The organism is Streptomyces sp. NPDC017056, assembly GCF_044332485.1.
Lineage (GTDB): Bacteria > Actinomycetota > Actinomycetes > Streptomycetales > Streptomycetaceae > Streptomyces.
On sequence record NZ_JBIRPD010000011.1, the window covers coordinates 178,443 to 200,057 of the forward strand.

Here is a 21,615-nt window from a genome sequence, read left to right on the forward strand (position 1 = left end):
TTGGCGAGGTGGCGGTGCCCGCCTGACACAGCGGGCGAATCGGTGGGGAGAACATGGACGAGGGCACGGCCGCCGGGCCGAAGCGGAACGGGTGGAGCCGGCCGGACCGGCAGCCCGCGGAGCCGGCGGAGACGGCGCCCGACGCGCCGGGACCCCCGGCGCCCGCAGCCGAACAGGACGCGGCGACACGCGAGTTCACGGCTCTGCCCACCGAGGAGAGCCCCGGGGCGCCGGCTCCCGCGGAGCACGGCGACGCGTCCGGTGCCACGCCCGCCGCGGGTTCCGGCGCGCCTCCGGCCGCCGGGCCCCGGGCTCCCGCCCCGCCGCCCGCGCCACCCCGGCAGCAGCCGCTGCACCCGCAGGACCCGTACGGCACACCCCCGTACGGCGATCCCGGCCCCTGGGCCCCCGCGCCGCCGGTGCAGCGCCCGATGGCGACCCCGCCGCAGGGCACCGGCGTCCCGCCCCACCAGCCGTACCCGGCCCCTCCGCAGGCCCCCGCCGGCCAGGTGCCGCCGCAGTCCCACGGCGGCCCGGCGGCCCGTACGCCGATGCCTCAGTCCGAGCCGCCCGCCCCGCGCGAGGCCCCGCCGGCCGGCCACGACACCGCCCTGCCTGCCGCCGCGGAGGGCTCGCTGCCGCCCGCTGTACCGCTGCCCGCCGTACTGCCGCACGACGCGTCCGGCGCCCCGCTGCCCCCCGAGGCGCACGACGCGCCCTCCCCGGCCCAGCCCCAGCAGGCACCGGCCGACGGGCCGGGCCACTGGCAGCAGTACGACCCCTGGCAAGCGCCGCGGCACGGCGCGCCGATGCCCCTCGGCACGCCGCCCCCGCCCCCGCCCAAGCCCCGGAGCGGCGGCCGCGGGAAGCTGGCGGCCGGCGCGGTCGCGCTGGCGCTGCTGGCCGGCGGCGTGGGAGGCGGCGTCGGCGCGTACATCGAGCGCAACGGCGGTCTCGGCGCCATCGAGCTGCCGCAGTCCGGCGGCGACCGGGGCGGCCGCAAGCCGGACAGCGTCGCGGGCATCGCGCAGGCGGCCCTGCCCAGCGTGGTCACCCTGCACGTGCGCGGCAACAGCGAGCAGGGCACCGGCACCGGCTTCGTCCTGGACAAGCAGGGACACATCCTCACCAACAACCACGTCGTCGAGCCGGCCGGCACCGGCGGCGAGATATCGGTCTCCTTCAGCGGCGGCGAGACGGCCAAGGCCAAGGTCATCGGCCGGGACGGCGGGTACGACCTGGCCGTCGTCAAGGTCGAGGGCGTCTCCGGGCTGCGCCCGCTGGCGCTCGGCGACTCCGACTCCGTGCGGGTCGGCGACCCGGTCGTGGCGATCGGCGCCCCGTACGACCTCGCCAACACCGTCACGGCCGGCATCATCAGCGCCAAGCAGCGCCCCATCACGGCGGGCGGCAAGAAGGGCGACGGCAGCGACGTCTCGTACGTGGACGCCCTGCAGACCGACGCCCCCATCAACCCGGGCAACTCCGGCGGGCCGCTCGTCGACTCCCGGGCGCGGGTGATCGGCATCAACAGCGCCATCCGCGCGGCCGGCAGCGGCGGCGACGGCCTGGAGGGCGGCAGCCAGGGCGGCAGCATAGGTCTGGGCTTCGCCATCCCGATCAACCAGGGCAAGTGGGTGGCCGAAGAGCTGATCAACAAGGGCAAGGTGCTGCACCCGGTGATCGGCGTCACGCTGGAGATGGAGTACGCGGGCGACGGCGCCAGGGTCAGCGCCAAGAGCAAGGACGGCGGCGCCCCCGTCACCCCCGGCGGGCCGGGCGCCAAGGCGGGCATCGAGCCGCGCGACGTGATCACCAAGGTCGACGGGCAGCCCGTGCACAGCGGCGAGGAGCTGATCGTCAAGGTCCGCAGCCACCGGCCGGGGGACCGGCTCACGCTGACGCTGCGGCGGGACGGCAGGGAACGGACCGCGCAGCTGACGCTCGGCGCCGCCAGCCAGGGGTGAGCGTTTGAACGGTGTTGGCACGGGCGACTCCCGTCGGCCACCCCGGGCCAGGTACCGTGATAGGCGGCCTGGCCCATAGGCCCGACACGTCCCCGTAGACCCCTCTAGACCCCCCTAGGTCCCGGTAGGCCGCGGATTACCCAAGGAGCTGCAAGGTGTTCTTCGACATAGGACCCCTAGAGCTGATCGCGCTCGTGATCCTTGCGGTGCTGATCTTCGGGCCGGACAAGTTGCCCAAGGTGATCTCGGATGTCATGGGATTCGTGCGCAAGGTGCGCGCGTTCTCGGACAACGCCAAGGAGGACATCCGCAGCGAGCTGGGACCCGAGTTCAAGGACTTCGAGTTCGAGGACCTCAAGCCCAGGAACTTCGTGCGCAAGCACGTGCTGGAGAACGACCAGTACGGCCTCCAGGAGATCCGCAACGGCTTCGACCTCAAGAAGGAGATGGCCGAGGTCACGGACGCGGTGCACGGCACCGACAGCGCCTCCTCCGCCGACCGGGGGTCCGCGTCCCGGGTGAGCTTCAGCAAGGAGTCGCCCGCCGCGGGCGACTCCGGGTCCCCCGGGCCCGACATGTTCCGCAAGGGCGCGAAGCCGTCCGGGGGCGAGCGCCCGCCGTTCGATCCCGATGCCACCTGAACCGTCTTATGCAAGCCTTATGCCCGCTGGTGCCGACCGGGTTGACTATGCTCCCCGTGTCCGGGGTGAGGTCGCCTGAGGGGGGCGGGCCGCCCACGACGCAGGGCAACTAGGAGGCTCCGCGCAGATGGAGACGACGAGTCGGGCAGGAGTGCAGGCGGTCACCGCCGACGCCGGACGGAAGGTCGACGGCTACTTGTCGGCTGCTTTCCCGTGGTACGGACTCGACGACGCGTTCACAGGACCCCGCTGGCTGATGCAGGTCGGCGCGGCCGCGGACGGCACGGTCGAGCACGGTGCGACCGGCCACGGCGAGGAGCCGACCATAAAGGTGGAGACCGCGCCGGACGCGGAGCGCTTCGCGGTCGTGGTGACCGTCGCCAGCCGCCCGGTGCGGCGCAGCGCCGACGGCACGGGGGTCCTGGAGGCCACCTCGACCGCCACGGCGGCCTGGCTGGCCGGTTCCGGCCTGCTGTCGCGCACCTGGCCGACGCAGATGGACCGCACGCTCCGCCAGGACTGGCTGGACCAGCAGACGATGCTCGCCTGGGAGCTGGCGGACGACCTCGGGGGCGAGGGCTGGAGCGCGCTGACGCTGCCCGTGGACGGCGTACCGACGCCGTTCCGCTACCGGGAGTCGGAGTACGGCTGGGTGCTGGCCGGTTCGGCCGGTGAGGGCCCGGGGGGCGTGCACATCGGCGCGTACGGGCGCGGCATGAGCGCGTACGGCCTGGGCTTCGCGGTGGTCAAGGACCTCGCCGCCTACGAGGGCGGCGCGCGGACGGAGGACGCCGGCGGCGTGCGGACGGACGGCGTGACCGCGGACTGAGCCCGTCCGGCGGCCGCGTACCGGGCAGCACGCCCGGGGCCACCGCACGGGCCGTACGGCGACGAAACCGTACCGGCCGTACGGCGACGAAGGGGCGGGCCCGACGGGCCCGCCCCTCCGCACATGTCCCGGCCGCGCCGGGCCGCCTCAGAACTTGTTGCGCGGCGTGATGCCCAGCGACATGCCCGACAGCCCGCGCTGCCGGCCGCCCAGCTTGCCCGCGATGGCGCGGATCGCCGCGCCGGCCGGGGACTCCGGGTCGGTCAGCACCACCGGCTTGCCCTCGTCGCCGCCCTCGCGCAGCCGTACGTCGATCGGAATGGCGCCCAGCACCGGCACCTGCGTGCCGGTCGTCTTCGTCAGGCCCTCGGCGACCCGCTCGCCGCCGCCGGTGCCGAACACGTCGACCATCTCGTCGCAGTGCGGGCAGGGCAGCCCGGACATGTTCTCCACCACGCCGACGATCTTCTGGTGGGTCTGTACGGCGATGGAGCCGGCCCGCTCGGCGACCTCGGCGGCGGCCTGCTGCGGCGTCGTGACGACCAGGATCTCGGCGTTCGGGACGAGCTGTGCCACCGAGATGGCGATGTCGCCGGTGCCCGGGGGCAGGTCGAGCAGCAGGACGTCCAGGTCGCCCCAGTACACGTCCGCGAGGAACTGCTGGAGCGCGCGGTGCAGCATCGGGCCGCGCCAGACCACCGGGGCGTTGCCCGGGGTGAACATGCCGATGGAGATCACCTTCACGCCGTTGGCCGACGGCGGCATGATCATGTTCTCGACCTGGGTGGGACGGCCGTCCGCGCCCAGCATCCGGGGCACCGAGTGCCCGTAGATGTCGGCGTCCACCACGCCGACCTTCAAGCCGTCGGCCGCCATCGCCGCGGCCAGGTTGACCGTCACCGAGGACTTGCCGACGCCGCCCTTGCCGGAGGCGACCGCGTACACCCGGGTCAGCGAGCCCGGCTTGGCGAACGGCACCTCGCGCTCGGCGGTGCCGCCGCGCAGCGAGGAGGCCAGCTCCTTGCGCTGCTCGTCGCTCATCACGTCCAGCTCGACCGAGACGCCGGTGACGCCTTCGACGCGCCCCACGGCCTCGCGCACGTTCGACGTGATCGTCTCGCGCATCGGGCAGCCGGCGACCGTCAGGTAGACCGCCACCGCGACCGTACCGTCCGCCGCGATCTGCACCGATTTGACCATGCCCAGTTCGGTGATGGGGCGGTGGATCTCGGGGTCGTTCACCGTGGCGAGCGCGGCGTGGACCGCGTCCTCGCTGGGCGCTGCGCCTTGGGGCGTGTCGGTAGGCATGCCCCAAGGGTACGGGGGCGGTGGGGGCCTCCGGAAAGACCTGGTGACGGTCGTGTTCGTCACTCCCGGTGCCTGCCGCGCCTCCGGCCCGTCTACTCCCCTCGGCGGCTCTCCCGCTCGCTCTCCGCGTCCACCATCCGGCGCAGCTCCAGCTCCTTGACCAGGTCCTGGAGTTCGGAGCGGATCCAGTCACGGGTGGCCACCTCGCCCAGCCCGAGCCGCAGCGCCGCCACCTCCCGGGTCAGGTATTCGGTGTCCGCGATGGCCCGCTCGTTCTGCTTGCGGTCCTGTTCGCGGGTGACCCGGTCCCGGTCGTCCTGCCGGTTCTGGGCCAGCAGGATCAGCGGGGCCGCGTACGACGCCTGGAGGGAGAGCATCAACGTCAGGAAGATGAAGGGGTAGTTGTCGAAGCGCAGATGATCGGGTGCGGCAACGTTCCAGATGATCCACAGCACGATGATCACCGTCATCCAGACGATGAAACGGCCGGTCCCCAGGAAACGGGCGATCTTCTCCGACAGCCGCCCGAACGCCTCCGGGTCGTACTCCGGCAGCAGACTCCGGCGGGGTGCGCGCGGCTGGTCCAGGCGCACCCGGGGGCGCCCGCCGCCCAGGCCGGGCCCGGGAGCGGCCCCCAGCGCCCGCGCGCGCTCCTTCACACCTTCGCGTTCCTCAGCGCCCATCGTCCGGCTCTCCCTCCCTGACCCCCGCCACGCCGGGCGGGCCGTGCATCTCCGCCTCGCGCCAGTCGTCGGGCAGCAGGTGGTCCAGTACGTCGTCCACGGTCACCGCGCCCAGCAGCGACCCGCTCTCGTCCACCACGGGCGCCGCGACCATGTTGTAGGTCGCCAGATAGCTGGTCACCTCGGTCAGCCCGGTGCCCGGCGGCAGCGGCGGCAGGTCCGTGTCGGCGACGGAGCTGACGAGCGTGAACGGGGGGTCGCGCAGCAGCCGCTGGAAGTGCACCAGACCCAGGTACTTGCCCGTCGGCGTCTCGTCCGGCGGCCGGCACACGTACACCTGCGCCGCCAGCGACGGCGACAGGTCCGGGTCGCGCACCCGGGCCAGCGCGTCCGCGATCGTCGCGTCCGGCCGCAGCACGATCGGCTCGGTCGTCATCAGTCCGCCCGCCGTCCGCTCCTCGTACGCCATCAGGCGCCGTACGTCCGCCGCGTCGTCCGGCCGCATCAGGCCCAGCAGCCGTTCCTTCTCCTCCTCGGGCAGCTCGGAGAGCAGGTCGGCGGCGTCGTCCGGGTCCATCGCCTCCAGCACGTCGGCGGCCCGCTCCTCGGCGAGCTTGCCCATGATCTCGACCCGGTCGTCCTCCGGCAGCTCCTCCAGGACGTCCGCCAGCCGGTCGTCGTCCAGGGCCGCGGCGACCTCGCCGCGCCGCTTCGGCGTCAGGTGGTGCAGCGCGCTGGCCAGGTCCGCCGGGCGCAGCTGCTCGAAGGTGGCGAGCAGGTTCTCCGCGCCCTGCCCGTGCTCCTCCAGCGAGAACCCGGTCACCGCCGACCACTCGACGGTCAGCGTCTCTCCCTTGCGCCTGAGCGCTCCCCCCTTCCCTTTCCGTACGAAGACCTTGTCGATCTCCCAGTCCCGGCGGGCCGGCAGCTGGCTGATGCCGATGTCCAGGACGGTGACCTCTTCGCCGGTCTCCACCAGGCGCACCCTGCGGTCCAGCAGCTCGCCGAGGACCAGGGTCTCCGAGGCGCGCTGCTCGAAGCGCCGCATGTTCACCACGCCGGTGGTGATGACCTGGCCGGACTCCACGCCCGTCACCCGGGTCATCGGCAGGAAGATCCGGCGGCGGCTGACCACCTCGACGACCAGGCCCAGCAGGCGGGGCGGCCGGCCGCCGACCCGCAGCATCGCCACCAGGTCGCGGACCCGGCCCACCTGGTCGCCGTTCGGGTCGAAGACGGCGACGCCCGAGAGATGGGAGACGAACACGCGGGGAGTGACCACCGCCATGCCGAGTGCCTCGCTTCCGTTGCTGCCGCGCCGTGTCCGGGCCGCCGCGTGGCTCCGCGGCCGCGCCCCTCTTTCCCTGGCGTTACGTGTTGCCGCTTCTCCGCATGTAAAGCCCTGTTGAGGGCCTTGATCCGAATTCAGGCTAACGTGCGCGGGCCGGGGCCGCCCCGGCGGGAAGGTCCGTACGGTGTCCACCGGGCACTCCGCCGTACGACGTGCACGGGCCCGGGTACGCTGCCGTACTGCCGTCGAGGTCGTCCGCAGCAGCAGGAGGCAGAGCAGTCGTGACCGCATTCCCCTCGGGAGGCCCCTCGGTGGCCTGCTCCCGCCGCCGGGCCGTGCCGCACCGCAGGCGAGGGGCGCTGCCGGGGGCGGTGTGCGCGGTGCTCGTCGCGGCGCTGGCGGGGTGCGCGGCCGAGGACCCGGACGCCGGTACGAACGGGGTCGGCAAACTGCCCGCCGACAAGATTCAGGCCAAGGCGCAGGAAGCCGCCCGCGGTGCCGGTACGGTGCGGCTCTCCGGCAACCTCGTCAGCCAGGGCCGCACCTACAAGCTGGACATGCGGCTCGGCAAGGACGGCGGCCGCGGCGAGCTGTCCACGAAGGCGGCCACCTTCCAGCTGCTGCGGGTCGGCGACGCGCTCTACCTCAAGGCGGACGCCGGCTTCTGGGCCCGCGAGAAGAACGCCAACCCTTCGAAGAACGACGAGGCGGCCGCCTCCAAGCTCGTCGGCAAGTACGTGAAGGTGCCGGCCACGGACCCCGTGTACAAGCGCTTCAGCGGCTTCACGGACAAGGACGTCCTGCTCGGCAGCCTGCTCGGCCTGCACGGGAAGCTGGCCGCAGGCGAGCGCGGCACCCTCGGCGGCACCCGCACGATCCGCATAGCCGCGAGCCAGGGCGCGGGCGGCACGCTCGACGTCTCCCTCGAAGGCAAGCCCTACCCGCTGCGGCTGCGCCGCGCGGGCGGCGCGGGCGAGGTACGGCTCGCCGACTGGGGGCAGCCGGTGGAACTGCGGGCGCCGGAGGCGAGCCAGGTCATCGACTACGGCAAGCAGATCACGATCGGCGATTAGGGCGCCGGGCCCCAGGCCGCAACCCTCGCCCCGCCCCCTCCCCGCGTCAGCGGGTGCGCTTGCGCCGGAGGAGCTTGGGGAGGGCGGCGGGGACCGGGTGGCGGGTGGTGGCCGGGGTGGGCAGGGGAGTGGCGGCGTGCGAGGCGTCGCCGAAGTCCGTACGGGCCGGAGCCGGGGCGGCCGGCGCCAGCCGCAGGACGCGGCACTCGCGCGCCCAGCGCTGCGGCATCGTCTCCGCGTCCGGCGCGTTGAGCCGCTTGCCCTTGAGGTCCTCCACGGCGGCCTGCCACGCCTCGCTGTCCGGTGCCAGCTCGGTGACCTCGGCCTGCCAGGCGACCAGCCGGCCGCCCTTGTCCTTGCTGCGCACGGTGACGGTCGCGGTGCCGCCGTCCACGAGGCCGAGGTCGTGCAGGGGCTGCTCGTTGGCGGACCCGGCGGTCCTGCCGCCCTCGGATCCCGCACCGACCAGGCACGCGGCGCCGTCGTGCCAGACGTGCCACAGGGCACGCGCCGGGCCCGTGGTGCCCTGCACCCAGATGAGGCCGGACTTCTTCGTGGCCTCTTCGATGAGCGCTCGGTCCAGCAGCGCCTGCGACACGGTCTCCGTCATGGGAGCAGCCTAATAGGCGGCGGGCGGGACGCCCCGGCCGCCGGGCGTCACAGCCAGCCGTTGCGCTTGAAGCCGCGGTGGATGCCGAAGCAGATGCCGACGGTGACCAGCAGGACGAGCGGGTAGCCGTACTTCCACTTCAGCTCGGGCATGTATTCGAAGTTCATGCCGTAGATGCCGGCGATCATCGTCGGCACGGCGAAGATCGCCGCCCACGAGGTGATCTTGCGCATGTCCTCGTTCTGCGCCACCGTCGCCTGCGCCAGGTTGGCCTGCAGGATCGAGTTGAGCAGGTCGTCGAAGGAGAGCACCTGCTCGTTGACGCGGGCGAGGTGGTCGGCCACGTCCCGGAAGTACTTCTGGATGTCGGAGTCGACCAGCCGCATCGGCCGCTCGCTCAGCAGCTGCATGGGCCGCAGCAGTGGCGACACCGCGCGCTTGAACTCCAGTACCTCGCGCTTGAGTTGGTAGATCCGCCCGGCGTCGCCGCCCTTGGCCGAGCCCTTGCCGGAGTTCGCGCCCTTGCCGTCCGAGCCGGAGCTGAAGACGTCGATCTCCACCTCGTCGATGTCGTCCTGCACCGCGCCGGCCACCGCGATGTAGCCGTCCACGACCTGGTCGGCGATGGCGTGCAGCACCGCGGACGGGCCCTTGCCCAGCAGCTCGGGGTCGTCCTGGAGGCGGTGGCGCAGGGCGCGCAGCGAGCCCTGGCCGCCGTGCCGGACGGTGACGATGAAGTCCCGGCCGGTGAAGCACATCACCTCGCCGGTCTCCACGACCTCGCTGGTGGCGGTCAGCTCGGCGTGCTCGACGTAGTGGACCGTCTTGAAGACGGTGAACAGGGTGTCGTCGTAGCGCTCCAGCTTCGGGCGCTGGTGCGCGTGGACCGCGTCCTCCACGGCCAGCGGGTGCAGCCCGAACTCCCGTGCGATCTCCGCGAATTCCGCCTCGGTGGGCTCGTGCAGCCCGATCCAGGTGAAGCCCCCTTCGGCCCGTACGTCCCCCATGGCGTGGGACGGGGTGACGTGGCCGCTGACGCGCCGGCCGTCGCGGTAGACGCCGCAGTCCACGATGGCGCTGTTGGCGTGGGCCGCAGCGCGGCGGTCGGCTTCGTACTTGTACGGGGAGTCATCGCGCCGCCGGGAGGGGCGGACGGCGGCACGCAGGTCGCGGATCATCGACATGGGCAGGCTCCTTCACGGGCCGGCCGCCAGCTGCGGGCGCGCGGCGTAACGCTGCCCGGAACGAGGACGTACGAGACGGCACTGGCCGTACGTCCGCAAAGCGGGCGGCGCTCCGTGCGCAGGTCTGACGGCAGTTCGCAGAAAACACGGAAACGAGAGTCGAAGGCGCTCTTCCGTCATCTACTTCCGGCGCAAAGGCACTTCACGGGTTTCGCCGCGGACGGCGGGGGTACGGAAGCCTCTGGATCAAGGGAGTCGCTGCGCGCGCGGGGGGGATGACAGGAGAACTGTCGGTACTGCACGGTCGACTTGGATCCACCGCAGCCCCACCTCCTCCGGCCGGTCCCCGCTGGGGGACGACGTCATTCCCTGACCAGACGGCAAGGCTATCAGCCGACAGAACCGATCCGGCGCGCCTTTGCCCGTTTCATACGTACGGTGCCGCGGGCCCGGCGCCGCCGGTCACCGGGCGGTCCCGCCAGGGCGCCCGGCCCGGCCTATGCTCGCGGCATGTCTGACGTTCTTGAGCTGGTCGAAGCCCGTTTGCGTACGACCCTGGGCGAGCCGGACGCGCGCGCCGCCGTCACCTTTCTCGGCACCGACCGGATCGAGGTGCTGCGCTTCCTCGGCGGCGGACCCGACGGCGATCTCGTGCGCTACGTCACCCTCGGAATGTCGGACCGGCCGATGACCGACCCCACCGCGGTGCTGGCCGACCCGGTGCGCGGCCCGCGCGCCGAACTGGTGCTCTCGGTGCGGGCCGGCCGCGCCGACACCGACAAGGTGCTCCGCGCGCTCGCCGTGCTCGCCGCGTCCCCGCAGGTCGAAGGCGTGATCGTGGCGCCGGGGGCGTCGCTGGACGTCGGTGGGCCGCTGTGGCCCGGCGCGCCGTTCACGTCCGTTCTGGTCGCGGAGTCCGGCGGGCTGGTCGAGGACCTGGAGCTGGACGACCCGCTGGACCCGGTCCGCTTCCTCCCGCTCCTGCCGATGACCCCGAACGAGGCCGCCTGGAAGCGGGTGCACGGCGCGGAGGCCCTCCAGGAGCGCTGGCTCAAGGGCGGCACGGATCTGCGCGACCCGCTGCGTACGGGCGTGGCGCTGACGTAGGGCGTGCCTTCCTGACCGGCCCGGACCCGTACGCGGCCGTGTGAGGGGCCGTCAGTCGGCGAAGACGGAGACGCCGTCCTCCGTGGCGTGCCGCAGCTCCAGGTCGTGTGCCCGTACGGTCAGTGCCCGGCGCCGTACGGCCACGATGGCCGCGCCGGCCAGTGCCGCGACGGCGGCGACCACGAACGGGACGTGGATGTCGGTCCACTCCTCGATCTTCGGGGCCAGGAACGGCGCGGCCGCCGCGGCGAACCAGCGCACGAAGTTGTAGCCCGCGCTCGCCACCGGCCGCGGCGCGTCGGAGACGCCGAGCGCCAGTTCCGTGAAGACGGTGTTGTTCAGGCCGATGAAGGCGCCGGACAGGATCGTGCAGACGACGGCCGTGGTGTGGTTGCCGTAGCCCAGGACGACGAGGTCGGCGGCGAGCAGCACCAGTGAGCCGCCCAGGACCTTCAGCGACCCGAAGCGCTCCTGGAGGCGCGGCGCGACCAGCACGGAGAAGACGGCGAGCAGCACACCCCAGGCGAAGAAGACCCCGCCGGACTTGTACGGGCTCATGTCGAGCACGAACGGCGTGAAGGCCAGCACCGTGAAGAACGCGTAGTTGTAGAAGAACGCGGAGACGGCGGCGGAGGCCAGTCCGCCGTGGCCGAGGGCCTTGAGCGGGTCCAGGATCGACGTTTTGCGCGCGGGCCGGGGCTGTTCCTTGAGGAGCGCCGTGATGGCGATGAAGCCGACGGCCATCAGGACGGCGGTGCCGAAGAAGGGGTAGCGCCACTTCATGTCGCCGAGGACCGCGCCGAGCAACGGCCCGCAGGCCATGCCGAGGCCGAGCGCCGACTCGTACAGCAAGATCGCCGCAGCACTTCCCCCGGCCGCGGCGCCCACGATGACGGCCAGCGAGGTGGAGACGAACAGCGCGTTGCCCAGCCCCCAGCCGGCCCGGAAGCCGACCAGTTCGCCCACCGAGGAGGACGTGCCGGACAGGGCCGCGAAGACCACCACGAGCGCCAGCCCGGCGAGCAGCGTCTTGCGGCCGCCGATCCGGCTGGAGACGAAGCCGGTGACCAGCATCGCGACCGCGGTGATCAGGAAGTAGGAGGTGAACAGCAGGGAGACCTGGCTGTTCGAGGCGTGCAGGCCCTTGGCGATGGAGGGCAGGATCGGGTCGACGAGGCCGATGCCCATGAAGGCGACGACCGAGGCGCCCGCGGTGGCCCAGACGGCCATCGGCTGCCGCAGGATGCCGGTACCGCCCTCGTCGAACGGATCGTCTCCGGCGCTCCGGCCGCTGGTGTCGGCTGCCCGCATACCGCTGTCCCCTTCCTGTCCGGCCGCGTCCGTCGCGCGGCGCTGCGTCCGGCGCGGCCGCCGCGTCCGCGGAAAACGTTGACGTATACACACAATAAGTTAGTCGCCCTAAAGAGTGCAAGCTACAACTAATGCGGGTGCGGGCGGCCGGGGCGCCGGATGGGTGATCGTCCTTGACGCGGCAGCCGGCCAAGAGGACCGTGGGGCTCTATGAGGGGCGAACCCAGTTGCCCGAAGTGCGGTGGCCGGGTGCGGGCGCCCGGTCTCTTTGCCGACTCCTGGCAGTGCGGCGTGCACGGCACCGTGCATCCTCTGCAACCGGTCGTCCCGCCCAGCGTCGAAGCGCTGGCCGTGGTCGTACGCCGTGCCCGGGTTCCCGTGTGGATGCCGTGGCCGCTGCCGGTCGGCTGGCTGTTCACGGGCGTGGCCTGCGCGGGCGACGACCGCAGCGGCGGGCGCGCCACGGCCGTGGCCTGCTCGGGCCCGGGGCCGCTCGGCGGGCCGGGCGAACTGCTGCTGATCGCCGAGGAACTGGGCGTCGGCCTCGGCGCGCGGTACGCGGGCATCGACGGCCCCGACCCCGGCCCGCACATGTGCGTGGACAAGTCGCCGCACGTCAAGGTGCTGGCGGCCGGGCGCCCGACGCCGCTGTGGCACGTCGAGGGCGCGCCCGAGGACCGCGCGGTCTTCGCGGGCGAGGCGCGCGGGCTGTGGCTGTGGGCGGTGGTCTGGCCGGCCGAGTCGGGACTGCTGCTCTACGACGAACTGGTGCTGACCGACCTGCGGGACGCGGGCGCCGAGGTGGACCTGCTGCCGTGCGGAGCGCTGTCCCCGCGCCTGCTCACCTGAGAGGGGGGCGGGCCCGGCGGGCGCGTGTTCGAGGGGCCGGAGGGCGGCCGGTATCCTTCTGATGTCCCTCTGGCCGGTCCCGCAGCAGTCTGGAGTCAGCGTCGTGCGCATCGATCTGCACACCCACTCCACTGCCTCCGACGGTACGGACACCCCCGCCGAGCTGGTACGCAACGCCGCCGCTGCCGGGCTGGACGTCGTCGCGCTGACCGACCACGACACCGTGGGCGGCCACGCCGAGGCCAGGGCCGCGCTGCCCGAGGGGCTCACGCTGGTCACCGGCGCCGAGCTGTCCTGCCGCGTCGGCGAGGTGAGCATGCACATGCTGGCCTACCTCTTCGACCCCGACGAGCCGGAGCTGGCCCGGGAGCGGGAGCTGGTCCGCGACGACCGCGAGCCGCGGGCCCGCGGCATGGTGGCCAAGCTGCGCGAACTGGGCGTGCCGATCACCTGGGAGCAGGTGGCGCGGATCGCCGGCGACGGCGCCGTGGGGCGGCCGCACGTCGCCGCCGCGATGGTGGAACTGGGCGTCGTCGAGACCGTCTCCGACGCCTTCACGCCGCAGTGGCTCGCCAACGACGGCCGGGCCTACGTCGGCAAGCACGAGCTGGACCCCTTCGACGCCGTCCGGCTGGTCAAGGCCGCGGGCGGGGTGACGGTCTTCGCGCACCCGCTGGCGGTCAAGCGCGGGCAGACCGTCCCCGAGAGCGTCATCGCCGAGCTGGCGGCGGCCGGGCTGGACGGGATCGAGGTGGACCACATGGACCACGACGCCCCGGCGCGGGCGCGCCTGCGCGGCCTCGCCGCCGACCTCGGCCTGCTGACCACCGGCTCCAGCGACTACCACGGCAGCCGCAAGACCGTCGCGCTCGGCGAGTACACCACCGACCCCGAGATATACGGCGAGATCGTGCGCCGTGCGTTCGGCGCGTTCCCCGTGCCCGGCGCGGGCGGCTGACCCGTCCCGCGCTCCGGCCGGCGGGCGTAGGTCCCGCCGCGCCCGTATCCGGCCGCGCACGCCCGCTTCCGCGCCCGCGTGTGCGGGTCCGTGCGCTGTGCCTCGCCCCGTTCTCCTGACGGCTTCGGGCCCCTTCCCCGTACCACCGCTGTCCCCAAGTACCACTGACCTGTTCAGCACCACTGACCTCTTCAGCAGCACCGCATCGTCAGCACCACCGCTCTCGTACCACCTCTCGCAAGGCCATCACTGTGTTCGACTTCGCTGTCTTCAGCACCCTCTTCGTCACGCTCTTCGTGATCATGGATCCGCCCGGGATCATCCCGATCTTCCTCGCCCTCAGCTCGGGGCGCCCCGCCAAGGTGCAGCGCAAGATGGCCTGGCAGGCGGCGACCGTCGCCTTCTGCGTCATCGCCGTCTTCGGCCTCTTCGGGGAGCAGATCCTCGGCCGGCTGCACATCACGCCGCCCGCGCTGATGATCGCGGGCGGGCTGCTGCTCCTGCTCGTCGCGCTCAGCCTGCTGACCGGCAAGTCGGAGCAGCCGACGCAGACCAAGGACGTCAACGTGGCGCTGGTCCCGCTGGGCATGCCGCTGCTGGCGGGGCCCGGGGCGATCGTGTCGGTGATTCTCGCGGTGCAGCACGCGGACGGGATCAAGGGCGAGCTGTCGGTGTGGGCGGCGATCGCCGCGATCCACGTGGTGCTCTACCTCGTGATGCGCTTCTCGCTGGTGATCATCAGGGTGATCAAGGACGGCGGTGTGGTGCTGGTGACCAGGTTGGCCGGAATGATGCTCTCCGCGCTCGCGGTGCAGCAGATCATCAACGGCGTCACGCAGGTGGTGCGCGGCGGCTGACGGCGTACGGCCGTCCGCGGCCGTCTCCGGACGCGCGAAGCGCCCCGCGCGAAAGTCTTCGTGCGGGGCGCTCCGTGCGCCGGACATGGCGCGCTACGCGCGCATGAGTGACGCGGTCTGAGTCATCGGGCGGCGGTGTCGGCTGGGCGGATGTAGATGCGCTGGCCGACTGCGGCGGCCTGCTGCACGATCCGGTTGACGGAGGCGGCGTCCACGACGGTGGTGTCCACGGCGGTGCCGTCGACGTCGTCCAGGCGCATGATCTCGAAGCGCATAACGGCTTCTCCCTTCGTCTGATCCTCCTGCGGAGAACTTTTGTGTTGTAGGTGGGGCGCGCGAGGCTTCGCTGCCCGGCGTTCCCAGTGGGTACAACGACATGCTGCCTGCAATCATTCCCTACGCTAAAGAAAATTTTCGGTCGTCTAAGTACTGACGGGTAGTGAGACCGGTTGTGCGCGCAGAGTGACCGGCCGGACAATGGGACCGGTATGAACGACGACGTCCGGACCACCGGCCCACCGACCGACCTCGCCGCGGTGCTCGCGGGCATCGAGCGCACCAACGAGCTGCTCACCAGGGTGCTCGCCGAGGTCGCCACCACCCCCTCCACCCACGCCGCCTTCGTCGACGCCGGCTATGTGTACGCGGCCGCCGGCCGGCTGGTCGCCGGAACGGAGGACCGCAAGGCGTTCGACCTGGACGCCGAAGGTCTGATCGAGGCGTTCATCGACAAGGCACGCACGATCTTCCCGGACAGCCGCCTCCTGCGCGTGTACTGGTACGACGGCGCCCGGCGCCGCATCCACACCATGGAGCAGCAGCGCGTCGCCGAACTGCCCGACGTCAAGGTCAGGCTCGGCAACCTGAACGCCAGCAACCAGCAGAAGGGCGTCGACTCGCTGATCCGTTCCGACCTGGAGTCGCTGGCCCGGCACCGCGCGATCAGCGACGCGGTCCTGATCGGCGGCGACGAGGACCTGGTCTCGGCGGTGGAGGCGGCGCAGGGCTACGGCGCCCGGGTCCACCTGTGGGGCATCGAGGCGGCCGACGGGCGCAACCAGGCCGAGCCACTGCTGTGGGAGGTCGACAGCCAGCGCACCTTCGACCTGGAGTTCTGCAAGCCCTACGTGACCCGGCGGACCGTCGCGCACGACCACGGGGACCCCGCGGCCGACGCCGCCGGCGGCGTCCAGGCGCCCAGCCGCGACGAGGTGCGCTTCGTCGGCGCGCGGGTCGCGGCCACCTGGCTCGCCGAGCGCGGCGTCCCCTGGGTCACCGAGCTGCTGCCCGGCCACCCGTACCTGCCGGGCTCGGTCGACCAGGAGCTGCTGACGGCCGCGGAAGGACTGCTACGGCACTCCCTGCGCGGCCATGCCGACCTGCGGCGGGCGCTGCGGGACGGCTTTTGGGAGCACGTACAGGCGCGGCGTTAGGGCGACGCTTCGGGCGTCACGGCGAGGACGGCCTTGCCCCGCGCGGGGCCGCGCGGCGGTCAGCCCACGCCGTGCCAGAAGTCCGCGAGGGCCGCCGCCGTCTCGGCCGGGCGTTCGGCGTTGGGGGAGTGGTCCGCGCCCTCGACGACCGTACGGCGGGCCCCCAGGCGCTCGGCCATCGCGTCCATCTGCGGCACCGGCCAGGCGTAGTCGGCCACGCCCGACACGACGTGCTTGGGCAGCGGTACGGCGGCCAGCTCCGCCACCCGGTCCGGCTCGGCCGTCATCTGCCGTCCGGTGGCGATCAGCTGCTCCGGGACGGTGTTCATCCAGCGCTGGTGGAGAAAGGCGCCGGTCTCGGGCGGGGTGGCCGCGTCCTCGGCCTCCGGCGGGTCGAGTTCGCGCATGGCCAGCCACACCGTCTCCATGTCCATCGTTGCGAGGGCGTCGATGAGCATCCGTACGCGGGCCTGCTGGGACGCGGCGATGGCGGCCGGGCCCGAGCTCATGACGGTCAGCGAACAGAAGGGCGCGGGGTCGCGCAGGACGGCGGCGCGGGCGAGGAGGCCGCCGAGGCTGTGTCCCAGGAGGTGCACTTGGCCGGCGCCGAGGGCGCGCGCCTGGGCGAGTACGTCCTGCGCCAACTCGCGCTGCTCGTAAGCGGATTCGTTGCGCGGTCCGGGTGACTCGTGCTGCCCCCTGCCGTCCACGGCCACCACCCGGAAACCGGCGGCGGCCAGTGGCTCCAGGAGGGCGACGAAGTCCTCCTTGCTGCCGGTGAACCCCGGTACGAGCAGCGCGGTACCGGCCGGTGCCCCGTCGGGGCGGGCTTCGTGGACGGCGAACTCGCCACGCGTGGTGACGAGTCGGCGCGCGCGGGCGCACGAGGGCAAGGTGAGGAAGGGCGGCCTGCTCATGGGGCGAGGCTATCCGGGGCGTGCGGCACCGACACGCGCGGGCGCACACGCCGACGGCCCGGCCCCCGCGGTGCGGGAAGCCGGGCCGTTCGTGCGGTCGGTATCAGCCCTCGGCCGGGGCCTTCGCGACGGCCTTCTTCGCGGCGGTCTTGCGGGTGCGGCGGGGCTTTGCCGGGGCCTCCTCGTCCGCGGTGGCGTCGGCGGCCGGAGCGGCTTCCGCCTTCTTGGTGGCGGCGGTCTTGCGGGTGCGGCGAGGCTTGGCGGGTGCCTCCTCGGTCGCGACCGGCTCGGTGCTCTCGGCCGTCTCCACCGCGGCTTCCGCCTTCTTGGTCGCGGCGGTCTTGCGGGTGCGGCGGGGCTTGGCCGGGGCCTCCTCGTCCGCGGTGGCGTCGGCGGCCGGAGCGGCTTCCGCCTTCTTGGTGGCGGCCGTCTTGCGGGTGCGGCGCGGCTTGGCGGGTGCCTCCTCCGCGACGACCGGCTCGGCGGCCTCGGCGGTGTCCACCGCGGCCTCCGCCTTCTTGGTGGCGGCGGTCTTACGCGTACGGCGTGGCTTGGCCGGGGCCTCCTCCGCCGCGACCGGCTCGGCGCTCTCGACCGTCTCCACCGCGGCCTCCGCCTTCTTGGCGGCAGCGGTCTTGCGGGTGCGGCGCGGCTTGGCCGGGGCCTCTTCGGCCGCGACCGGCTCCGTGCTCTCCACCGTCTCCACGGCGGCCTCCGCCGCGGGCTTGGTGCTGCGCGTACGGCGACGGGGCTTCGCGGGTGCCTCGGCCTCGACGGCCGCCGGCGCTTCCGCGACGACCGGCTCGGCGGTGGCCTGGGCCGGGACCGTCACGGTCTCGGCGGGCGCCTCGGCCGTGTCCACGGCGGTACGGGCCGCCGTCTCCGCCGGGGCGGCGGCGCTCGCGGCGCCCCGCGTACGGCGGCGGCGCGGCTTGGCCGGCGCGGCGGTCGCCTCGGCGGCCTGGCCGGCCTCGGGCGCGGCGTTCCCGGCGGCGTCCGGCGCCGCCTCGTCACGGGCCGGGGTCACGGCCGCCGGTGCCTGGCCGGCACCGGTGCGCGTACGGCGGCGGCGGCGCGGCTGGCGCGGCCCGTCGGAAGCGGCGGTACCGCTTTCGGACGGCGCCGCCGTCCCGGTCTGCTGCTCGGCCTCCGTACCGTCCAGCGGGGCGCCGCCCCGCGTCCGGCGGCGCTGGCGCGGCGTACGGGTGCGGCGCGGACGCTCCTCCTCGACGGCGGGCGCGCTCCGGCGCGGACCGCGGCCGCGGCCGCCCGTCTCGCCCAGGTCCTCGACCTCTTCCGCCGCCAGCCCGGCCCGGGTGCGGGCCGCGCGGGGCAGCACGCCCTTGGTGCCCTCCGGGATCTCCAGCAGCTCGTAGAGGTGCGCGGAGGTGGAGTACGTCTCCTCCGGCTCGTCGAACGGCAGGTCCAGCGCCTTGTTGATCAGCTTCCAGCGCGGGATGTCGTCCCAGTCGACCAGCGTGACCGCGGTGCCCTTGGCGCCCGCGCGGCCGGTCCGGCCGATCCGGTGCAGGTAGGTCTTCTCGTCCTCGGGGGACTGGTAGTTGACGACGTGCGTCACACCCTCGACGTCGATGCCGCGGGCGGCGACGTCGGTGCAGACCAGCACGTCGACCTTGCCGTTGCGGAAGGCGCGCAGCGCCTGCTCGCGCGCGCCCTGGCCGAGGTCGCCGTGGACCGCGCCGGAGGCGAAGCCGCGGCGCGCGAGCTGGTCGGCGATGTCGGCGGCGGTCCGCTTCGTACGGCAGAAGATCATCGCCAGGCCGCGGCCGTTCGACTGGAGGATGCGGGAGACCAGCTCCGGCTTGTCCATCGAGTGGGCACGGAAGACGTGCTGCTTGATGTTGGCGACGGTCTGGCCCTCGTCGTCCGGCGCCGCGGCGCGGATGTGAGTGGGCTGCGACATGTAGCGGCGGGCCAGGCCGATGACCGCGCCCGGCATGGTCGCGGAGAACAGCATGGTCTGGCGGCGGACCGGCAGCATGTTGATGATGCGCTCGACGTCGGGCAGGAAGCCGAGGTCCAGCATCTCGTCGGCCTCGTCCAGGACGAGCGCCTTGACGTGCGAGAGGTTCAGCTTCTTCTGGCCCGCCAGGTCCAGCAGGCGGCCCGGGGTGCCGACGACCACGTCGACGCCCTTCTTGAGGGCCTCCACCTGGGGCTCGTACGCACGGCCGCCGTAGATCGACAGCACCCGCACGTTACGGACCTTGCCGGCGGTCAGGAGGTCGTTGGTGACCTGCTGGCACAGCTCGCGGGTGGGCACCACCACGAGGGCCTGCGGGGCGTCCGTCAGCTGCTCGGGCTTGGCCCGGTCCGCCTCGACGTCGGCGGGGACGGTGACGCGCTCCAGGAGGGGGAGCCCGAAGCCCAGGGTCTTGCCGGTGCCGGTCTTGGCCTGGCCGATGACGTCGGAGCCCGCCAGGGCCACGGGGAGCGTCATCTCCTGGATGGGGAAGGGGGACGTGATGCCGACGGCCTCAAGTGCTTCGGCGGTCTCGGGGAGGATCCCGAGGTCTCGGAACGTAGACAGAATCTTGCCTCTTCTGTGAGACGCGGTCCGAGGCGGCCAAGGGGGTCGTACCGCGCCCTCGCACGGTTTCGTACGGGCCGGCCTTTGATCAGCCGGATGGCGCGGGACCACTGCCTTCGCTCAAGCACTCGAACCGCGAGCGGTGTCCCTCTCGCTGTACGTACGTCGCGTACGCGCCGCGAAAGAGGGCGGTCGGGTTGGAGCCGATCGGGCCACCGACCGGGCATCCGCATGCGTGGAACAACCCACCGATACTCGGCGGGTGCATTACCACCATACCCCGGATACGCACACGTGTGTCCGGGCAATCGTTCGGTCGGGTGGGACGGGAGTGGCTGACCAGCCACTTCCCCCGCTTGCGCAGCGGGCTATTGTGCGCTTCATGGAGACGCCTGACAACGCAGCGCACACCGCCGAAGATGATCGAGAACACACCGGGATCGCCGCCCGGGACTGGGCCGCCGCCTCCGAGGAACCGCAGTACCGGGCCGCGGTGATCGACCTGCTGGGCGCCCTCGCCTACGGCGAGCTGTCCGCCTTCGAGCGGCTCGCGGAGGACGCGAAGCTGGCGCCGACCATGGACGACAAGGCCGAGCTGGCCAAGATGGCGTCGGCCGAATTCCATCACTTCGAGCGGCTCCGGGACCGGCTCGCGCAGATCGAGGCCGAGCCGAACGAGGCGATGGAGCCGTTCGCCGCGGCGCTGGACGAGTTCCACCGCCAGACCGCCCCCTCGGACTGGCTGGAGGGTCTGGTCAAGGCGTACGTCGGCGACTCGATCGCCAGCGACTTCTACCGCGAGGTGGCGGCCCGGCTCGACTCCGACACCCGGGACCTGGTCCTCGGCGTCCTCGACGACACCGGGCACGCGACGTTCGCCGTCGAGAAGGTACGGGCCGCGATCGAGGCCGACCCCCGGGTCGGCGGCCGGCTCGCGCTCTGGGCGCGGCGGCTCATGGGCGAGGCGCTGTCCCAGGCGCAGCGCGTCGTGGCCGACCGGGACTCGCTGTCGACGATGCTGGTCGGCGGGGTCGCCGACGGGTTCGACCTCGCGGAGGTCGGGCGGATGTTCTCGCGGATCACCGAGGCGCACACGAAGCGGATGGCCGCGCTGGGCCTGGCCGCGTAGGGCGCTCACGAACGCGTCAGGGCCCGCCGCGTACGCGGCGGGCCCGTCTTTGTGTCCGTTACCGCTTGTGTCCGCTACCGCGCCATTCCCCGGACCGGCAGCAGCCCGCGGCCAGGCCGGACCAGGAGCGAGAGCATGGCCGCGCTCAGGCCGGCGGCGGCCAGGAGGATCTGGACGGGGTGGCCGGGGCCCATGATCGAGTGGGCGAGGAAGGCACCGAGGAGGGCCGCGCCGGGGCCCGTCGCCAGGGTCAGGGGGCGTGCGGGGAACCGGTCCGGCAGGCGGCGCGTGGCGGCCAGTGCGATGGCGAGCCCGACGATCACGGAGCCGAGAGCTTCCAGGACCATGGTGTATCCCTCCCGCGGTTACGACCGGTTGGCCGACACAAATCGGTCACAGCCGTCGTACCCAGGGGGAATGCGCGGCAATCCTCGCCGGCGCACGGAGTCGGCGGGGCGGCAGGACACGGAAGCGGCGGCCCGGAGACGATCTCTCCGGGCCGCCGCTTGCGTGACGGGTGCGCGGGCCCTTCCGGGCCCGCGGCCGGCTACAGCGTGCCGAAACCGACCTTGCGAACGGTCTGCTCGCCGATTTCCACATAGGCCAGCCGGTCCGCCGGGACCAGGACCTTGCGGCCGTGATCGTCCACGAGGCTCAGCAGCTGCGACTTGCCGCCCAGTGCGTCCGCCACCGCTCGCTCGACGTCCTCGGCGGTCTGCCCGCTCTCCAGAACGATCTCGCGGGGCGCGTGCTGCACGCCGATCTTGACCTCCACGGCTTTGTCCCTCCGACGGTCTCGGTTTTCCCCTGGCGCAGCCACGGGAAGATGCGCGGCAATCCGCGCCGTACGCAGCACACATTAGCCCGGTACGCGGACGGACAGGACGCCGCGGAGCACGCCAGAAGCGAACAGCGGC

Annotated in this window: 21 protein-coding genes; 10 read left to right on the forward strand and 11 right to left on the reverse strand. The window is 72.9% G+C overall.

Annotated elements, in window-relative coordinates; translation table 11 throughout:
- Positions 1 to 53 precede the first annotated feature (53 nt).
- From ACH4OW_RS21700 to ACH4OW_RS21710, 3 genes are all read left to right on the forward strand, one after another.
- Positions 54 to 1,967 carry a trypsin-like peptidase domain-containing protein gene (locus ACH4OW_RS21700; RefSeq protein ID WP_398029685.1) on the forward strand — a complete coding sequence of 638 codons (1,914 nt, stop codon included), beginning with the start codon at positions 54 to 56 and terminating at the stop codon, positions 1,965 to 1,967.
- A 155-nt stretch (positions 1,968 to 2,122) separates the two neighbouring features.
- Complete coding sequence (locus ACH4OW_RS21705; RefSeq protein ID WP_398029686.1) at positions 2,123 to 2,608, forward strand: sec-independent translocase; 486 nt, start codon at positions 2,123 to 2,125, stop codon at positions 2,606 to 2,608.
- Between the two features lie 127 nt (positions 2,609 to 2,735).
- Positions 2,736 to 3,437: a hypothetical protein gene (locus ACH4OW_RS21710; protein WP_360127821.1), complete on the forward strand. Its 702-nt coding sequence runs from the start codon at positions 2,736 to 2,738 to the stop codon at positions 3,435 to 3,437.
- A 147-nt stretch (positions 3,438 to 3,584) separates the two neighbouring features.
- On the opposite strand, the gene ACH4OW_RS21715 is transcribed toward ACH4OW_RS21710, so the two are convergent.
- The 3 genes from ACH4OW_RS21715 to ACH4OW_RS21725 all read right to left on the reverse strand — a co-directional run bounded on the left by ACH4OW_RS21715 (position 3,585) and on the right by ACH4OW_RS21725 (position 6,716).
- Complete coding sequence (locus ACH4OW_RS21715; protein ID WP_360127824.1) at positions 3,585 to 4,745, reverse strand: Mrp/NBP35 family ATP-binding protein; 1,161 nt, start codon at positions 4,743 to 4,745, stop codon at positions 3,585 to 3,587.
- A gap of 92 nt (positions 4,746 to 4,837) precedes the next feature.
- The gene (locus tag ACH4OW_RS21720) at positions 4,838 to 5,428 is read right to left on the reverse strand and encodes a DUF1003 domain-containing protein (protein WP_360127827.1); all 591 of its coding nucleotides are present in this window, start codon (positions 5,426 to 5,428) and stop codon (positions 4,838 to 4,840) included.
- Positions 5,418 to 6,716 carry a magnesium transporter MgtE N-terminal domain-containing protein gene (locus ACH4OW_RS21725; protein WP_398029687.1) on the reverse strand — a complete coding sequence of 433 codons (1,299 nt, stop codon included), beginning with the start codon at positions 6,714 to 6,716 and terminating at the stop codon, positions 5,418 to 5,420. Before ACH4OW_RS21725 ends, ACH4OW_RS21720 begins: the two co-directional genes overlap by 11 nt.
- Positions 6,717 to 7,099: 383 nt before the next feature.
- Here ACH4OW_RS21725 and ACH4OW_RS21730 point away from each other — a divergent pair, with 383 nt between their 5' ends.
- Positions 7,100 to 7,792 carry a hypothetical protein gene (locus ACH4OW_RS21730; RefSeq protein ID WP_398029773.1) on the forward strand — a complete coding sequence of 231 codons (693 nt, stop codon included), beginning with the start codon at positions 7,100 to 7,102 and terminating at the stop codon, positions 7,790 to 7,792.
- 46 nt (positions 7,793 to 7,838) lie between these two features.
- Here the strand turns inward: ACH4OW_RS21730 and ACH4OW_RS21735 are convergent, their stop codons facing one another.
- Entirely contained in the window at positions 7,839 to 8,402 is a 564-nt protein-coding gene (locus tag ACH4OW_RS21735) for a hypothetical protein (RefSeq protein ID WP_398029688.1), read from the reverse strand.
- Positions 8,403 to 8,449: 47 nt separating this feature from the next.
- Positions 8,450 to 9,586, reverse strand: a complete 1,137-nt coding sequence (locus ACH4OW_RS21740; protein WP_398029689.1) for a magnesium and cobalt transport protein CorA — start codon at positions 9,584 to 9,586, stop codon at positions 8,450 to 8,452.
- Between the two features lie 510 nt (positions 9,587 to 10,096).
- On the opposite strand from ACH4OW_RS21740, the gene ACH4OW_RS21745 reads away from it, so the two are divergent.
- Entirely contained in the window at positions 10,097 to 10,693 is a 597-nt protein-coding gene (locus ACH4OW_RS21745) for a suppressor of fused domain protein (RefSeq protein ID WP_360127839.1), read from the forward strand.
- Positions 10,694 to 10,744: 51 nt separating this feature from the next.
- Here the strand turns inward: ACH4OW_RS21745 and ACH4OW_RS21750 are convergent, their stop codons facing one another.
- The gene (locus ACH4OW_RS21750) at positions 10,745 to 12,004 is read right to left on the reverse strand and encodes an MFS transporter (protein ID WP_398029690.1); all 1,260 of its coding nucleotides are present in this window, start codon (positions 12,002 to 12,004) and stop codon (positions 10,745 to 10,747) included.
- A gap of 210 nt (positions 12,005 to 12,214) precedes the next feature.
- Here ACH4OW_RS21750 and ACH4OW_RS21755 point away from each other — a divergent pair, with 210 nt between their 5' ends.
- From ACH4OW_RS21755 to ACH4OW_RS21765, 3 genes are all read left to right on the forward strand, one after another.
- The gene (locus ACH4OW_RS21755; protein ID WP_360127845.1) at positions 12,215 to 12,853 is read left to right on the forward strand and encodes a DUF6758 family protein; all 639 of its coding nucleotides are present in this window, start codon (positions 12,215 to 12,217) and stop codon (positions 12,851 to 12,853) included.
- 103 nt (positions 12,854 to 12,956) lie between these two features.
- The gene (locus tag ACH4OW_RS21760; RefSeq protein ID WP_398029774.1) at positions 12,957 to 13,811 is read left to right on the forward strand and encodes a PHP domain-containing protein; all 855 of its coding nucleotides are present in this window, start codon (positions 12,957 to 12,959) and stop codon (positions 13,809 to 13,811) included.
- A 251-nt stretch (positions 13,812 to 14,062) separates the two neighbouring features.
- The gene (locus ACH4OW_RS21765; protein ID WP_360127848.1) at positions 14,063 to 14,668 is read left to right on the forward strand and encodes a MarC family protein; all 606 of its coding nucleotides are present in this window, start codon (positions 14,063 to 14,065) and stop codon (positions 14,666 to 14,668) included.
- A 122-nt stretch (positions 14,669 to 14,790) separates the two neighbouring features.
- Here ACH4OW_RS21765 and ACH4OW_RS21770 read toward each other — a convergent pair whose 3' ends face one another.
- Positions 14,791 to 14,943 carry a hypothetical protein gene (locus ACH4OW_RS21770; protein ID WP_360127851.1) on the reverse strand — a complete coding sequence of 51 codons (153 nt, stop codon included), beginning with the start codon at positions 14,941 to 14,943 and terminating at the stop codon, positions 14,791 to 14,793.
- Between the two features lie 213 nt (positions 14,944 to 15,156).
- Here ACH4OW_RS21770 and ACH4OW_RS21775 point away from each other — a divergent pair, with 213 nt between their 5' ends.
- Positions 15,157 to 16,101, forward strand: a complete 945-nt coding sequence (locus tag ACH4OW_RS21775) for an NYN domain-containing protein (protein WP_360127854.1) — start codon at positions 15,157 to 15,159, stop codon at positions 16,099 to 16,101.
- A 59-nt stretch (positions 16,102 to 16,160) separates the two neighbouring features.
- Here ACH4OW_RS21775 and ACH4OW_RS21780 read toward each other — a convergent pair whose 3' ends face one another.
- The gene (locus tag ACH4OW_RS21780) at positions 16,161 to 17,018 is read right to left on the reverse strand and encodes an alpha/beta fold hydrolase (RefSeq protein WP_398029691.1); all 858 of its coding nucleotides are present in this window, start codon (positions 17,016 to 17,018) and stop codon (positions 16,161 to 16,163) included.
- Between the two features lie 103 nt (positions 17,019 to 17,121).
- A complete protein-coding gene (locus tag ACH4OW_RS21785; RefSeq protein ID WP_398029692.1) occupies positions 17,122 to 19,479 on the reverse strand; it encodes a DEAD/DEAH box helicase in 2,358 nt (785 codons plus the stop codon).
- 463 nt (positions 19,480 to 19,942) lie between these two features.
- Here ACH4OW_RS21785 and ACH4OW_RS21790 point away from each other — a divergent pair, with 463 nt between their 5' ends.
- Entirely contained in the window at positions 19,943 to 20,698 is a 756-nt protein-coding gene (locus tag ACH4OW_RS21790; RefSeq protein WP_360127863.1) for a ferritin-like fold-containing protein, read from the forward strand.
- A 74-nt stretch (positions 20,699 to 20,772) separates the two neighbouring features.
- On the opposite strand, the gene ACH4OW_RS21795 is transcribed toward ACH4OW_RS21790, so the two are convergent.
- Complete coding sequence (locus tag ACH4OW_RS21795; RefSeq protein ID WP_360127866.1) at positions 20,773 to 21,045, reverse strand: hypothetical protein; 273 nt, start codon at positions 21,043 to 21,045, stop codon at positions 20,773 to 20,775.
- A gap of 200 nt (positions 21,046 to 21,245) precedes the next feature.
- Positions 21,246 to 21,473 (reverse strand): DUF3107 domain-containing protein, encoded by a 228-nt coding sequence (locus tag ACH4OW_RS21800; RefSeq protein ID WP_360133309.1) that lies wholly within the window; start codon positions 21,471 to 21,473, stop codon positions 21,246 to 21,248.
- Positions 21,474 to 21,615: the final 142 nt, after the last annotated feature.

What these genes read in the sequence shown, in the direction of transcription:
- ACH4OW_RS21750 (WP_398029690.1), bottom strand. Translation starts at nt 12,004, where the DNA reads ATGCGGGCAGCCGACACCAGCGGCCGGAGCGCCGGAGACGATCCGTTC.
- ACH4OW_RS21745 (WP_360127839.1), top strand. Translation starts at nt 10,097, where the DNA reads ATGTCTGACGTTCTTGAGCTGGTCGAAGCCCGTTTGCGTACGACCCTG.
- ACH4OW_RS21755 (WP_360127845.1), top strand. Translation starts at nt 12,215, where the DNA reads ATGAGGGGCGAACCCAGTTGCCCGAAGTGCGGTGGCCGGGTGCGGGCG.
- ACH4OW_RS21770 (WP_360127851.1), bottom strand. Translation starts at nt 14,943, where the DNA reads ATGCGCTTCGAGATCATGCGCCTGGACGACGTCGACGGCACCGCCGTG.
- ACH4OW_RS21740 (WP_398029689.1), bottom strand. Translation starts at nt 9,586, where the DNA reads ATGTCGATGATCCGCGACCTGCGTGCCGCCGTCCGCCCCTCCCGGCGG.
- ACH4OW_RS21725 (WP_398029687.1), bottom strand. Translation starts at nt 6,716, where the DNA reads ATGGCGGTGGTCACTCCCCGCGTGTTCGTCTCCCATCTCTCGGGCGTC.
- ACH4OW_RS21735 (WP_398029688.1), bottom strand. Translation starts at nt 8,402, where the DNA reads ATGACGGAGACCGTGTCGCAGGCGCTGCTGGACCGAGCGCTCATCGAA.
- ACH4OW_RS21780 (WP_398029691.1), bottom strand. Translation starts at nt 17,018, where the DNA reads ATGAGCAGGCCGCCCTTCCTCACCTTGCCCTCGTGCGCCCGCGCGCGC.
- ACH4OW_RS21700 (WP_398029685.1), top strand. Translation starts at nt 54, where the DNA reads ATGGACGAGGGCACGGCCGCCGGGCCGAAGCGGAACGGGTGGAGCCGG.
- ACH4OW_RS21720 (WP_360127827.1), bottom strand. Translation starts at nt 5,428, where the DNA reads ATGGGCGCTGAGGAACGCGAAGGTGTGAAGGAGCGCGCGCGGGCGCTG.
- ACH4OW_RS21775 (WP_360127854.1), top strand. Translation starts at nt 15,157, where the DNA reads ATGAACGACGACGTCCGGACCACCGGCCCACCGACCGACCTCGCCGCG.
- ACH4OW_RS21795 (WP_360127866.1), bottom strand. Translation starts at nt 21,045, where the DNA reads ATGGTCCTGGAAGCTCTCGGCTCCGTGATCGTCGGGCTCGCCATCGCA.
- ACH4OW_RS21715 (WP_360127824.1), bottom strand. Translation starts at nt 4,745, where the DNA reads ATGCCTACCGACACGCCCCAAGGCGCAGCGCCCAGCGAGGACGCGGTC.
- ACH4OW_RS21710 (WP_360127821.1), top strand. Translation starts at nt 2,736, where the DNA reads ATGGAGACGACGAGTCGGGCAGGAGTGCAGGCGGTCACCGCCGACGCC.
- ACH4OW_RS21785 (WP_398029692.1), bottom strand. Translation starts at nt 19,479, where the DNA reads ATGACGCTCCCCGTGGCCCTGGCGGGCTCCGACGTCATCGGCCAGGCC.